This is a genomic window from Rahnella perminowiae (assembly GCF_019049755.1).
GTDB classification, from domain to species: Bacteria; Pseudomonadota; Gammaproteobacteria; order Enterobacterales; family Enterobacteriaceae; genus Rahnella; species Rahnella perminowiae.
Window position 1 is genome coordinate 1 of record NZ_JAFMOS010000512.1, and the last position, 13,476, is coordinate 13,476.

Annotated in this window: 11 protein-coding genes and 1 pseudogene; 8 read left to right on the plus strand and 4 right to left on the minus strand. The window is 52.5% G+C overall.

All coding sequences use genetic code 11. The annotated features are described in order from the left end of the window. From J1785_RS10890 to J1785_RS10915, 6 genes are all read left to right on the plus strand, one after another. A partial coding sequence (locus J1785_RS10890; RefSeq protein ID WP_217219401.1) for a 3-hydroxyacyl-CoA dehydrogenase NAD-binding domain-containing protein occupies nt 1-2,143 on the plus strand: 2,143 nt, incomplete at its 5' end. Between the two features lie 10 nt (nt 2,144-2,153). Continuing rightward, on the plus strand, nt 2,154-3,317 hold the full coding sequence (gene fadA / locus J1785_RS10895; protein ID WP_217219402.1) for an acetyl-CoA C-acyltransferase FadA: 1,164 nt from the start codon (nt 2,154-2,156) through the stop codon (nt 3,315-3,317). Between the two features lie 151 nt (nt 3,318-3,468). Further along, nucleotides 3,469-4,992: an ABC transporter substrate-binding protein gene (locus J1785_RS10900; RefSeq protein ID WP_217219403.1), complete on the plus strand. Its 1,524-nt coding sequence runs from the start codon at nt 3,469-3,471 to the stop codon at nt 4,990-4,992. A 1-nt stretch (nt 4,993) separates the two neighbouring features. Further along, on the plus strand, nt 4,994-5,923 hold the full coding sequence (locus J1785_RS10905; protein ID WP_129950993.1) for an ABC transporter permease: 930 nt from the start codon (nt 4,994-4,996) through the stop codon (nt 5,921-5,923). Nucleotide 5,924: 1 nt separating this feature from the next. Continuing rightward, complete coding sequence (locus tag J1785_RS10910; protein WP_129990882.1) at nt 5,925-6,788, plus strand: ABC transporter permease; 864 nt, start codon at nt 5,925-5,927, stop codon at nt 6,786-6,788. Nucleotides 6,789-6,793: 5 nt separating this feature from the next. Then, on the plus strand, nt 6,794-8,431 hold the full coding sequence (locus tag J1785_RS10915; RefSeq protein WP_217219404.1) for a dipeptide ABC transporter ATP-binding protein: 1,638 nt from the start codon (nt 6,794-6,796) through the stop codon (nt 8,429-8,431). A 179-nt stretch (nt 8,432-8,610) separates the two neighbouring features. Here J1785_RS10915 and J1785_RS10920 read toward each other — a convergent pair whose 3' ends face one another. The 3 genes and pseudogenes from J1785_RS10920 to J1785_RS10925 form a co-directional block, all read right to left on the minus strand. Next, nucleotides 8,611-9,618, minus strand: a complete 1,008-nt coding sequence (locus J1785_RS10920) for a hypothetical protein (protein ID WP_217219405.1) — start codon at nt 9,616-9,618, stop codon at nt 8,611-8,613. 125 nt (nt 9,619-9,743) lie between these two features. Next, nucleotides 9,744-9,857 (minus strand): annotated as a pseudogene (locus J1785_RS27050) (MmcQ/YjbR family DNA-binding protein); the annotation flags it as partial. Continuing rightward, the gene (locus J1785_RS10925; protein WP_205951546.1) at nt 9,858-10,733 is read right to left on the minus strand and encodes a LysR family transcriptional regulator; all 876 of its coding nucleotides are present in this window, start codon (nt 10,731-10,733) and stop codon (nt 9,858-9,860) included. Between the two features lie 130 nt (nt 10,734-10,863). On the opposite strand from J1785_RS10925, the gene gstA reads away from it, so the two are divergent. Next, entirely contained in the window at nt 10,864-11,475 is a 612-nt protein-coding gene (gstA, locus tag J1785_RS10930) for a glutathione transferase GstA (protein ID WP_217219406.1), read from the plus strand. A gap of 280 nt (nt 11,476-11,755) precedes the next feature. Here the strand turns inward: gstA and J1785_RS10935 are convergent, their stop codons facing one another. Beyond that, a complete protein-coding gene (locus J1785_RS10935; protein ID WP_129950988.1) occupies nt 11,756-12,529 on the minus strand; it encodes an AraC family transcriptional regulator in 774 nt (257 codons plus the stop codon). A gap of 34 nt (nt 12,530-12,563) precedes the next feature. On the opposite strand from J1785_RS10935, the gene J1785_RS10940 reads away from it, so the two are divergent. Further along, nucleotides 12,564-13,277 carry a GntR family transcriptional regulator gene (locus J1785_RS10940; protein WP_238483182.1) on the plus strand — a complete coding sequence of 238 codons (714 nt, stop codon included), beginning with the start codon at nt 12,564-12,566 and terminating at the stop codon, nt 13,275-13,277. The last annotated feature ends 199 nt before the right edge of the window (nt 13,278-13,476 follow it).

A 13,476-nucleotide genomic window follows, 5' to 3' on the forward strand; every position in this document is an offset into this window, starting at 1 on the left:
TGGGTTAGCAGAGCTGGTTCTGAATAGCACCGCAGCCAAAGTTAATACCATGAATTCCGTTTTCTTTGAGGAACTCTATGCAGCATTAACTATAGCTCGCAATCATAATGAAATTAAGGGGCTATTAATTCGCTCGGCTAAAAATAACTTTAATCTCGGTGCCGATTTGTATGAATTACATAGTTTGCAATATCGGCAGGATAATAGCCTCGACGTCTGGATCAACAACGCTAATAAATCGTTAGACTTACTTAATTATTTGCCCTTCCCCACGCTTGCGGCGATTGACGGCGCGGCACTGGGCGGGGGCTGTGAACTGGCGCTGGCCTGCGATTTTCGCATCGCCACACCGGCTTCAAGTCTGGGCCTGCCGGAAGTGAGCCTGGGTCTCATTCCGGGCTTTGGCGGCACAGTGCGACTTCCCCGTCTGGTGGGGGTCGATCATGCCCTGGAGCTTATCACCACCGGCCAGTCTTCTGATGCCGACCGCGCCCTGAAACTGGGCCTGATCGATGCCAGGATCGCTCAGTCGCAACTCCTGAGTGCGGCGACACATATGCTGACCGGTGCTTCGCAGGGTGAATTGGACTGGCGGGTCGCACGGCGTGAAAAACAGGCCCCGCTGCGCCTGAGCACAACAGAGTCTGTTATGACATTCTTCCATGCGTCTGCAGGGGTAAAAAATTCGGTACAGAAGTATAAGGCGGCCGCGGTTGCTGCTATCAGTACTGTCGAGTTTTCAGCCTCCCATGCCCACCGCGAAGCCTCAGACGCCGAACGCCAGCAGTTTCTCAGGCTGGCGCGCACGGACGAAGCAAAGTCCTCTATCGGGGCGTTCCTCAGCAAAAGACAGGTCATCAGACGGGCAGAAACGCTGGCGGCATATGGTCGGCCTGTTGAACAGGTCGCGGTACTGGGCTCCGGGATTATGGGTAAGGGAATCGCTTATCTTTCTGCTTTGCATGGCGTACCCGCGTTGATACACGCTAACAGACCGCAATCCCAGCTCGCTGCGCTGGATGCTCCTAAAAAATGGCTTAACCAGCTTCTGGCGAAAAATCAGATTGACGGAAATCACATGGCCCGCGTGCTGTCAGACATACGCGTAACAGCAGGCTATAAAGGGCTTGATCTGGCCGGGATAGTGATTGAATCCGTGGTAGAGGATAAAGCGGTAAAAGCCCTCGTGCTGGCCACGGCAGAGCAAAACATTGCCCGGGACACCGTGCTGGTCACCAATACCTCAACGTTTGGGGTTGGTGAACTGGCACGCGGACTGACACGACCGACGCAATTTTGCGGCCTGCATTTCTTTAATCCGGCGCAGCGCATGCCGCTGGTGGAAATTATTCGCAGTGAAAACACCTCGGATGCCACGCTGGCAACCGTGGTGGCCTATGCCAGGAGGCTGGGAAAGACCCCCGTGATCGTCAAAGACAGGCCGGGATTCTTTATCAACCGGGTGCTCTTCGCTTACCTGAGCGGTTTGCTGATGCTGGTGCGTGATGGCATCAGCTTCCGCCATATTGATAGGGTAATGGAAGATGCCTTTGGCTGGCCAATGGGCCCGGCATGGTTGCTGGATGTTATCGGGATCGATACCGCACACGCCATTTTTAAACAGCTTTCTGCCGCCTGGCCCGAGCGTTTTAACGCCGATACCACGGCAATTATTGATTTTCTTCACGCACATCAGCGTCTGGGAGAAAAAACAGGACAGGGATTTTATCGCTATCAGCAGGACAAGAAGGGCCGCAGCCAGCGTGTGGCAGATAAAGATTTTGAGACGAAGCTGGCCGCACTGCAGTCTCCCCCTTTGCCGCTGAGCGAAGATGACATTATCGATCGCATGATGATCCCGATGGTGAATGAAGTTATCCGCTGCCTTGAAGAAGGCGTGATCGGCTCCGCTGCTGAAGCAGATACCGCATTGATTCAGGGACTGGGGTTCCCGGTTTATCGCGGCGGTGCATGCCGTTATGTCGATACCCGGGGTACGGCAAACTTTAACCGCGCGGCCCGGCACTTTAGCGCGCTGGGTGGCCTCTATCAGTTACCTGCATTGCTGCTTTCCCCTGCTCACCAGAGTGCACCGTTTTATCCTCATCCCACCGCCGATGCTCAACGCAGCGTACTGGCATAAGGAATATTCAATGGAAAATGTCGTTATTGTAGATGCGATCAGAACGCCGATGGGCCGCGCCCGTGAAGGTGCATTTCGCCATGTCCGCGCAGAAGCCCTTTCAGCACATGTGATGCGCGAGCTGCTGGCCAGACAACCCGGACTGTCGTCAACAAACATTGACGATATTTACTGGGGATGCGTACAGCAAACGCTGGAGCAAGGATTTAATATCGCCCGTAATGCGGCACTGCTGGCGGAAATACCTCACACGGTGCCTGCGACGACGGTGAACAGGCTTTGCGGTTCATCCATGCAGGCGTTACATGATGCCGCGCGGGCCATCATGGTTGGTGACGCCACTCTTTGTATCGCCGGGGGGGTTGAACATATGGGCCATGTTCCGATGACCCATGGCATTGATTTTCATCCCGCCCTGAGTAAAACCGTTGCCCGTGCGGCAGGCAACATGGGGCTCACGGCGGAGCTACTGGCAAAAATGCATAATATCAGTCGGGAAATGCAGGATGAATTTGCGCTGCGTTCCCATCAGCGGGCCGCACATGCAAGTCTTAAGGGGCTTTTTGACGCAGAGATCGTGCCTACCCACGGTCATGATGCTCATGGCGCACTGGTTCGCCATCAAAAAGATGAGGTCATCCGCCCGGAAACCAGCCTGGACAGTCTCAATAATCTGCGACCCGTTTTTGATCCTCATACGGGAACGGTCACTGCAGGGACGTCGTCGTCACTGGCAGACGGCGCATCAGCAGTCTTACTGGCCAGCGAGTCGTATGCACGTGCACATGGCCTGCCTGTACGCGCCCGTATACGTGCCATGGCGGTGGTGGGCAGTCAGCCTTCAACCATGGGTTACGGCCCCGTTCCGGCCAGCGAATTAGCACTGAAACGCGCCCGGCTATCCATCGAAGATATCGACCTGTTTGAGCTTAATGAAGCCTTCGCCGCGCAGGTGTTGTCCTGCATTAAAGGGCTGGGTCTGCTTGACCAGATCGACGACAAGATTAATCAACATGGCGGTGCCATCGCACTCGGCCATCCTTTGGGATGCACCGGAACCCGCATTACCACCACATTAATCAACCTGCTGGAACAGCGTGACAGGCAATTTGGCCTCGCCACGATGTGTATCGGGCTGGGCCAGGGGATCGCCACCGTTTTTGAGCGCGCCTGAATCAGGGTATGCGGGAAGCGCAGATCCGTATGCATCCTTCCATATTCTCAAATTAGATATAAATAGCATTTTTTATTACTTTTATGAGCATCTTCAACTTTGTAGGGTGAGGTCATACCCTCAGAGCCTGAATACCCCGGAGCAAGGAATAATGAAAACAAAAACGGCAGTAGGATTATTATTAGCGGCACTGGTCGCAACGGCCCACGCAGCAGAATCGCCTGTATCGGGCGGGACATTAAATGTCGCCTTAGGTAGCGATACCCCTATCATCGATCCTTCCATTACCGGTTACTCAGTCACGGCCTTGATTACCCGTAATGTCGTGGACTCGCTGGTAGGGCAAGCCGGGGATAACCGTTTTACCCCGTGGCTTGCCTTGCGCTGGGAGATTAACGACAATCACACGCAATATACCTTCCACCTGCGCAAGGACGTGACCTTCAGCGACAAAACCCGGCTGGACGCGCAGGCGGTTAAATATAATTTGGATCGCATCCTGGATCCCAAAACTACCTCAAGCTATGCAAAATCGCTGCTTGGCCCGATCGACAGCATCACCACACCGGATGATTTTACCGTGGTGATCCACTATAAGACGCCGTTTGCGCCACTGTTGCAGGGTCTGAGTCTGCCTTATCTCGGTATACAATCACCGACCTATCTGAAGAACACCCCAAATACCAGCAACACCGTCGTGGGATCGGGGCCTTTTATCCTTAAATCCTTCGTCAAGGGCAACGGCAGCCAGCTGACACGCCGTGATGATTATCAATGGGGGCCGGGCTATGCGCACCATCAGGGTCCTGCATGGCTCTCCGCCATTAACTTTAAATATCTGCCGGAATCCTCTGTCCGATTGGGCGCATTAACCAGCGGGCAGGTGCAGGCCATTGATGCCGTTCCTCCCGCCAATGTCCGTGCACTTCAGCGTAATCCACAAGTCAGTATTCTGACCAAAGAAAATCCGGGCATTCCACGGGTGTTGTACCTCAATACGTCTAAAGGTCCGTTCAGCGACGTTAACGTCCGGCAGGCGTTTCTGCATGCGGTCGATCCCGCTTCTGCGGTAAAAGTCGCTTTCTTTGGCACGCTGAAACCTGCGGATAGCGTGCTGGGGCCACAAACACTTTATTACGACGCTAACGCCCGCGTTTCCGCAGCCCAGCCTGCAAAACAACTCAGCCCGGGGCAGCCGTTGACCGTGCATTTTCTCTATGACCCGGCATCGACCGAAAGCGCGGATGTCACCCTGTTCCAGGCCATCCAGTTCCAGGTGAAGAAAGCCGGTTTTAACCTTCAGTTTGATCCGGTTGACAGTGGTATCTTCAGCGCGCGTACCGCCAGCAACGACTACGATATCGTCTCGAATTTCTACGTGCGCGCCGAACCGGATATTCTGCGTACCGTTTTCCACTCAGCCTACATCCCACCTAAAGGTGCCAACTACAGTCACGTTAATGCACTGGACGATAAACTAACGCTGGCAATTGGTGCTCCTGATGCACAACGGAAACAAATATACAGTGATATCCAGCGCCAGGTGATTGATCAGGCCTATGTCGTTCCGCTGTACATACCGGCGTATCAGTTGGGGATCAGCAAAAAAGTCCAGGGTATCAGTTGGGCTACCAACGCTAAACCTAACTTTTATGATGCCTGGCTGAGCAACTGATATGGCAAAAATTGTCCTGCACCGCCTGCTCTCCATTATTGCCGTCCTGTGGGGAGCGGCCACGCTGACGTTTATAGCTATCAAACTGATACCTGGGGATCCGATACTTATCATGAGCGGCGGCGAGAACGTCGTTGATGATGCCTGGCGCGCAACGATGACGGCGAAACTTGGGCTGGACCAGCCTCTCTGGGCGCAGTATTTGCATTATTGCGGCCAGGCGCTGCTGGGCCATTTCGGTGAGAGTTTCCAGTTCCGGGCACCGGTAACCACAGTCATTACTGCCGCGCTGATACAGACCCAGACACTGGCAGGTTGCGCGCTTCTGCTGGCGGTATTACTGGCTACGCTCAACGCTCTGGCGACCTCCGGGCGCTGGTGGCCACTGCGCGCACTGTTCTCCGGGTTGGAACTTTGTCTGCTGAGTACACCGGTCTACTGGATTGGTATTATTCTGCTGAGCATTTTCAGTTTCCGCCTGAACTGGTTTCCGGTAACGGGTAACGACGGCTGGGTTTCGCTGGTGCTTCCGATTATCGCACTGAGCCTGCCACTGACAGCCATCCTCAGTCAGGTGCTGCGTGACGGTCTGGAAGAGGCCCTGCAACAGCCGTTTGCCATGACGGTTCGTACCCGTGGCGCGGGCGAGACGCTGCTACGCCTGCGCCACGGACTGCGTCATGCATCGCTTGCCGCTTCTACACTGACCGGTACCATGCTGGCGAATCTGCTCAGCGGATCCATCCTGACCGAAACTGTTTTCGGCCGCGCCGGGTTGGGTAAAATCACGCTTCAGGCCATTGCCAGCCGCGATATGCCGCTTATCCTTGGTCTGGTAATGCTTTCAGCATTGTTATTTATCGTCATAAACTTGCTGATGGACGTGATTTATCTGTTCATCGATCCTCGTCTTCGTAACAGGTCATTCTGATATGAGTAGCGATCCGGCCCTTATCCTTAACCGTCAGCGTGACAGATCGCGCCCGGCGCACCCGTTACTCACGTTAAAAAGCCTGCTCCCGGCAATAGCCATTGTATTGCTGGTGCTGATTGCCATTGCACCGTACTGGTTTACCCACAGCTTGCCGGATGATATGGACATGGAGGCCATATTGCAGCCACCTTCGCTACACCATTGGTTCGGTACCGACGCGCTGGGACGTGACGTTTACACCCGCGTGATATACGGATCAGCGTTGTCGCTGAGTATTGGTGTTGGCGCCACCCTGATTGCGGGCTGTGGCGGGATTCTGCTTGGTGTAATCGCCTCATTGGGGCCCCGTCCGATACGGTTTATGGTGGTGCGCCTGCTGGATATCCTGCTGGCCTTCCCGGAACTATTGCTGGCATTGCTGGTGATCGCCGTACTGGGGCGCGGCCCGTCCAATACGCTGCTGGCAGTGGGTTTATCGGGTATCGCGGGGTATGCGCGGCTGCTACGGTCACAGATCCTCCAGGTGCGACTATCGGGTTATGTGCAACAAGCCATCGCCCTCGGCGAAACGCCTTTCACCATCATCATGCGGCATATTATTCCCAACTCGCTGCGCCCGTTGCTGATTGTGTTAACCATCGGCATTGGTCAGGCTGTCCTGAGCGCGTCTGCGTTGAGCTTTCTGGGCCTGGGGGTGGTGCCGCCTACCGCAGAATGGGGGGCGTTGCTGGCTGACGGCCGCGACTTTCTCGACATTGCGCCATGGATAAGCCTGCTGCCCGCGAGCGTGGTGGCGCTGTCGGTGATTGCGCTCACACTGGCCGGCCGCCGCTTACAAACAATTGCGTCAAAAGGAGCGTAACCATTATGGAGAACAACCGTCCTGCTAACCCGCTGCTGGAGGTATCGCATCTCACGGTAAGCTTCGCGGATGTCGAGGTGGTCAAGGGACTGTCATTTAACCTGTATGCGGGTGAGATCCTGGCACTGGTCGGGGAATCCGGTTCGGGTAAGTCGGTCACCGCGCGCGCACTGGTTGGGCTGGCAGGTGAAAAAGCCAGCGTTGACGCACAACGACTGCGACTGACAACAGCGGATGGCAAAGCACAGGATCTGCTTGCCTCAGGAGATCCTCAGTGGAAAGCCCTGCGTGGTAAAGAGATTGGTTTTGTCTTACAGGATGCACTGACATCTCTCGATCCTTTACGCACCATCGGGCAGGAGGTGGCAGAGGCGCTACAGTTGCATCGGCGTGTGCCACGACGGGATATTGATCGCCAGGTCGCCGGGCTGCTCACCTCCGCAGGCATTCCTGACCCCCATCATCGTATGCAGCAGTACAGCCATCAGCTTTCCGGCGGCCTGAGGCAGCGCGCCCTGATAGCCTCCGCACTGGCAGCGGGGCCACAGATGCTGATTGCAGATGAACCCACCACTGCCCTGGACGTGACGGTACAACAACATATCCTCCTTTTGTTTCGCCAACTGGCGGATCGCGGGCACGCGGTATTGTTGATTACCCACGATCTGTCCGTCGTGTCACAAATCGCCGATCGCGTACTGGTGATGCAACAGGGTATCGGTGTTGAACAGGGCGAATCAGCCCGGGTTTTAGCGGCACCACAGCATCCCTATACACGGAAACTATTAAGTGCTATTCCCGGCGTTCATACCCGTCACCGCTGGCTTTCAACATCGGGCAACGTGCCCGATCCCAGGATGAAGGCGGCTTCTGAACAGGTGGTGCTTCGTGCCGATCGCCTGTCACTGGCTTATCCCCGTGGTGATGGTTCAACACACCAGGTTCTGAAGCAGGTCTCTCTGTCGCTGCGCCGGGGAGAGACATTGGGACTGGTCGGCGAGTCAGGATGCGGGAAAACGACACTTGGCAAGATTTTACTCGCGTTGCAGTCCCCCCACTCCGGTGAGGTCAGGCTTAACAATCAGGCCTGGAGCAGCATGTCTGAAAAACAACGTCGCCCGTTGCGGGGACGAATTCAGACTATCACACAGGACCCGCTTGGCTCGTTCAACCCCCAGTACACAATTGGGCAAATCATCCGTCAGCCATTAAAGCTCATCCCAGGTCTGAACCGGGAAGAGATAGAGAATAAAATACTGCTGCTGATGAAGCAGGTAGGGCTGTCTCCTGAATTACTGACACGTCGCCCGCAGACACTCTCAGGTGGGCAGCGGCAACGTGTGGCAATAGCCCAGGCGCTGGCCTCTGATCCTGATATCATGATTTGCGATGAGCCAGTTTCAGCACTGGATGTCACGACCCAGGCGCAGGTTTTGGACCTGTTGAAAACCCTGCAACACCAGTTGGGCCTGGCCATTCTGCTAATCTCACATGACCCAGGCGTAGTGCTCCATATGAGTCATCGCGTCATCGTTATGAAGGATGGAGAGATTATCGAAACCGGGGAGGCAGAGGCATTGATCACGCAGCCCAAGCAGGATTACACCCGGCAATTATTTACCGCAATAAGTGAAACAAAATGAGTCCCGTTCGCTACGGGAATATCTACGGCGTCGGGTTAGCAGTGGGATAAGTGATAAAACGTGTATGAAAATATAGCGGGAAACTTACTGAAATAGCGGATAAAGTCGTCAATACGATAACGGCCTTGCTCATGCAGAGCATAGTTTACATGTATTGCATAATATTATTAGTGACAGTGTCACGTACGTTTTCCTAAGTCGGCCAATGCGTACCTCCCTCGTTCAGATACTGATAGCGATGTATCTGATGCCAGTATTTTTGCCAGTCTGAATGCTTCATCTCCAATATGATCTAATTCCTTGATTAGCATTTCTCCTGCGATACGCCGAACAATAGGTGAACGGTCAATGGTTGCCATTTTTAAATTCTCAAGAAAAGGCCTTTTGGTATCTATTATTCGCTCCTTTAAAACAGGAACGCTGCGTCTTATGCCGTATGCTTTGTCAATCCACTGCCATGTCATTCCCTCAGCCCAAACGAATTTGCTTTCAAACAGACAACGATATGCTTTTGCTCGCAGGGTGGGTTGAACCGATGATTCTGCAATCTCTGTCAGAAAGGCGTCTAATGCATTTATACGACCGGCTTGCATAAATACAGTGGCAACAGGTCCCGATGTGGAATAAATAAGCCGTTTTTTAAGAGACTCGGTTACTTTCTCCATTAAAATAATTTTCATCAGAATATCTTTTTCTCTATCACCCATTCTCCCCCATGAATTCCAGTAGGGGAGCGTTATAAACAAGACATCAACGATAATCTCCGGGTCTGAACATTCAGCGATTAATGGTAATACATCACGTGCAGCCTCTCTTACCTGAGGAACCCAGTCATTAAGTTTCCGGACGACCAAAGCAAATAAAAAACTATTTGGTGCTCCGCCTGATAATGTCCTTAATGCTTTTTCCCGCCTGAAACCATCAGCATTACAAACATCCAGCCATTTGAGAGAACCAACCCGATAATTCTTAAATCTTGCGTATTGTGGATGAGATGTTTGAAGTGACGATGAAATTGTCCAACGGATCATACATTCCCAGTAATCAAGGTTTTTTAATGGCAGTTTCGAGCTTGCAGCAATAAACGTTGATATATCCGGTCTGATAACCTGATACAAAACATCAAAGGTAAGTGATTTATTTACAGATGTAATAACTTCCTGTTGAAGGCTATCCTGCAGTTGCATGCGCTAATTTCCCCTGAAAATTTTATAGCTGCCAGATCTTTTTAAAGTAGCGATAGCGTAAAGTCAACTCGCGTTTGCCCGCTTACTATTTGTCAGCACATGTATATCAATCCTTGAATATATTATCAGGACGTTAATTCATGGCTGTCGGCAAGCAGCTCGTGTATTTCCCCGGACGACAAGGGTCCGGAAAGGATCACACTGACCCAGTGCTCTTTGTTGATAGGATAGATAGCTAATCATCCTCCTTTACGCAGCCCTTGCAGTAATGCCTGCGTCGCACCGGAAGATTTTCCAGATGGCGAACATACGAGACAAAATTCACGGTGTATAGAAGGTGTCACCGGTACCACGCACAGGCCCCGCAATTCATCTGGCAGGGCAGATTCAGGCACCAGCGCCACCCCCATGCCTTCACGCACCAGCATGCAGGCGCTGACCCAATCCCGTACTTTTACGCGTACATCGGAGAGGTGCAAGCCTGCCTGCTCCATCAGGCTTTTTCCATTAACGACACATCCGCCTGTCGCGAGAATAAAGGGTTGGTCGGCCAGTTCCTCTAGCGTTATGCCATGCGCCCTTTCATTGCGCCCCTGCAAATGGTGGGATGGCATTACCGCTACCCACGCATCCTGCCCCAAAACCACGTCTGCTCTTCCCGGTACAGGGTTCATCACCACACCCAGTTCAACAGTGTCTGCTGCAATCCATTCCTCCACTTCCTCATCCGTACCTTCCAGTACCACCACTTCTGTGCCCGGATGCAGGCGTTTAAAGTCGCGCAGCAGTCCAGGAAGAAATGTGGAAGTCACTGAGGGAAAACTGGCGAGGCGAATCCTTCCGCCATGTAGACCACGGCTCTCATCAGCCAGCACGCGGATCGCATTCAGGCTCGCAAGCATTCTCCTTGCCTGTTCAATAACCTGCTCACCCAGTGCGGTGACGCCGATGTGCCGACGCTCCCGCGTGAACACCGGGAACCCAAGTGAAGCCTCTAACTGAGCGATAGCCTGACTGGCGCCGGACTGAGTCATTCCTACCTCTTCAGCGGCGCGTGAGATATTACTGGCATCCGCAACGGCTACCAGTAAGCGCCAGTGCACAAGATTCATCATGCGTATCAGTAGCTCATCTAATAGTTAATTTGTTAATCATTAATTTTACAGCAGGAAACACATTACGCACAGTGTGTTCAGGAACGCACAGCACATTATTAAACAGCTTTTCAATTTTATCGGAGAGATAATGAAACTTTATTACGCCCCGGATACCTGTTCGCTTTCACCACACATCGTTCTGCGTGAACTCGGGCTTGAATTTGAACTGGTTAAAGTGGACAACAGAAGCAAACTCACCGCTGACGGACGTGACTTCCGTACCATTAACCCTAAAGGTTATGTCGCCGCACTGGAACTGGACAATGGCCAGATACTGACCGAAGGTCCGGCAATTGTGCAGTACCTCGCTGACCTGAAGCCGGAAAGAGGGCTGGCACCGCGAGCGGACAGTTGGGCGCGAGTGCGCCTGCAGGAGTGGCTAAACTTTATCACCACTGAAATACACGCGGGATCCGCACCGCTTTTCAACTCAACACTGCCTGAAGACGTCAGGTCGATTTTTCGTGAAAAACTCTTCCGGCGGTTCGATTTTCTGCAGGATACGCTCAATGAAAATGCCTATCTGACGGGCCCGTCGTTCAGCGTTGCTGATGCTTACCTTTTCACCGTGCTGGGTTGGTGTAAATTCTTTTCCATCGAACTGAATCGCTGGCCTGTATTAACGGCCTATAGGGAAAATATTAATGCGCGTCCTGCCGTGCAGGCGGCCTTACTGGCAGAAGCCTCTCAGCTGGCGTAGAAATTGGCCACATCGGCAAAAGATAACCTTCCGGCAACCCGGTATCGGCTCTTTCCGTGACAATCCGGTAACCGGCAGTGGGTACCGGTTTGATATTTTTATTCTTTTTGTTTTCCTCTTTTTGCAGCATGCAGAATATGTATGCTGCATCAGTCAACTGGCAGTGCCGTTATCAGCGTCGAAGTCCAGAACGTGGCCAGAAAAAGGGCTGCAAGCACCGACGCGGTGGCATGGATCTGACGCTTCATCATTTGTGCTCCGCCAGGGATTTTTCATGAAATTACGGCAAAAAATTACGGGGTGTGGAATCCAAAATGGCCCGAAAAGCCGCTGTAAATGCGGCCGGACATGAGAATCCAAGCTGGTAAGCGACCTGCTTAATGGGCATGCCATTGGCGAGAAGATCTAACGAAGCACAAATCCTGGCTCTTTGCTTCCAGGTTCTGAAACTGAATCCTGTATCCCTGATAAACAGTCTCGAGAAGGTACGTTCAGACATTGTGGCGATATGAGCCAGCTCACTAAGCGACGCTTCCCAGCGATAGCTGACCATTATCTCTCTGGCTGCACAGAATAAGCGCTCATCACGGGGCATAGGAAGTTGCGCAGTTAAGGGGGTTGCCTCGCTGAGGATCTCCAGAAGCAACAGGGCCATTTTCCGTTGACCCGCTTCGCTATAGTCCTCACTGAATAACCCGGCTATCAATTCTTTCACCAGCCCGGTAGCGGTAATGACGTGCACGTGCTTACTCTTCGTAAAGTTCGTGCATTCAGCGATAAGGTTGCTGCTGAAATAGATGGCGCGCAGGTCTGTCTGCGATAGCAGGTTATAACTGTGGATCTGAAGAGGCGGTATCCATAACGCGCGCTGAGGAGGTATTACCCAGCGGTTTCCCTCCGTTTCAACCAGCATAACTCCCCTGGTGGCAAAGAGCAGTTGTCCTTCAATATGATAATGAGGAGGATCAGCTTCCCCGCGTTGATAGCATATGGCGGTGCCTGACCAGCCTGTGGCGTCATCGTGTCTTGGCGCTTTATCTATACTACCTGGCATTTCAGATTCAGCCCCTGCAAGTATGATAATCAGGTTGAAACATCCAGTCTGGAACAATATTGGCTGGGTGAGACGTAAAAAAGAAGATTATCATAAAGTAGGTTTTATGAGTTCGGTTATTCTTTCGACCGCGGACATGCTTGCCTTTGAGCTAAAAAATTTAATCAACAACGGCTCGCTGCGGGACGGAGATCGTCTTGTGGAAAGAGACCTCGCCAACCAGTTTTCTGTCAGCCGCATCCCGCTGAGAGAAGCAATCCAAAAACTTGAGAGGGAAGGCTTAGTTGACGTTTACAGAAACCGCGGAGCTGTCGTCAGGACGCTTAGCGCTCATGATGTTGACGAAATTTATCAACTCCGGGCGTTACTGGAAGGTGATGCTATTTTTCAGAGTTATCAATACATGGATTCTGAAACGCTTGCGCGGGCAGAGTTTGTTCACAAACTTCTTGGTAGCGCCAGCGAATCAACACAACAGGGGCAATACAACCGGGAATTTCATGAGCTGTTATACCGCAAGTGTAAAAATCAGCGCCTGCTGAAAATGATAAATGAACTACGAGCGCAGATAGAAAGATATGAGCTCTTGCAGCATCAGTTACTGTCTGAAACGCTCAAGTTTCAGGATGAACATGAGCTTATTTTAAGCGCCTGTCTGCGGGGCGACCCCGCTACTGCTCGCGACTATACTGTTGAACATATTCTTTCTGCCGGGCTGATTCTAAAAAGCTATATGTCCAACCGGTAATTCGGAGGGGCTCGCGATAAAAATCCAAACAACAGAGCTTTTGCTGGATCCGCTTCTGGCACGAAGCGGTCAGGTTGAAGGACCGTAAGGTCTGCTCTGAGCGAAAAGTGTGCGTATTACCTGCCAGCAGCAACCGGCTCCAGGGATGCTTACCCCAAATCTGATTTATTTAACAAAGCCTAAATATCTATATCGAAAC

Coding starts and splice junctions, on each gene's coding strand:
- gstA (WP_217219406.1), top strand. CDS start 10,864: ATGAAACTTTATTACGCCCCGGATACCTGTTCGCTTTCACCACACATC.
- J1785_RS10925 (WP_205951546.1), bottom strand. CDS start 10,733: ATGATGAATCTTGTGCACTGGCGCTTACTGGTAGCCGTTGCGGATGCC.
- J1785_RS10920 (WP_217219405.1), bottom strand. CDS start 9,618: ATGCAACTGCAGGATAGCCTTCAACAGGAAGTTATTACATCTGTAAAT.
- fadA (WP_217219402.1), top strand. CDS start 2,154: ATGGAAAATGTCGTTATTGTAGATGCGATCAGAACGCCGATGGGCCGC.
- J1785_RS10935 (WP_129950988.1), bottom strand. CDS start 12,529: ATGCCAGGTAGTATAGATAAAGCGCCAAGACACGATGACGCCACAGGC.
- J1785_RS10915 (WP_217219404.1), top strand. CDS start 6,794: ATGGAGAACAACCGTCCTGCTAACCCGCTGCTGGAGGTATCGCATCTC.
- J1785_RS10905 (WP_129950993.1), top strand. CDS start 4,994: ATGGCAAAAATTGTCCTGCACCGCCTGCTCTCCATTATTGCCGTCCTG.
- J1785_RS10910 (WP_129990882.1), top strand. CDS start 5,925: ATGAGTAGCGATCCGGCCCTTATCCTTAACCGTCAGCGTGACAGATCG.
- J1785_RS10900 (WP_217219403.1), top strand. CDS start 3,469: ATGAAAACAAAAACGGCAGTAGGATTATTATTAGCGGCACTGGTCGCA.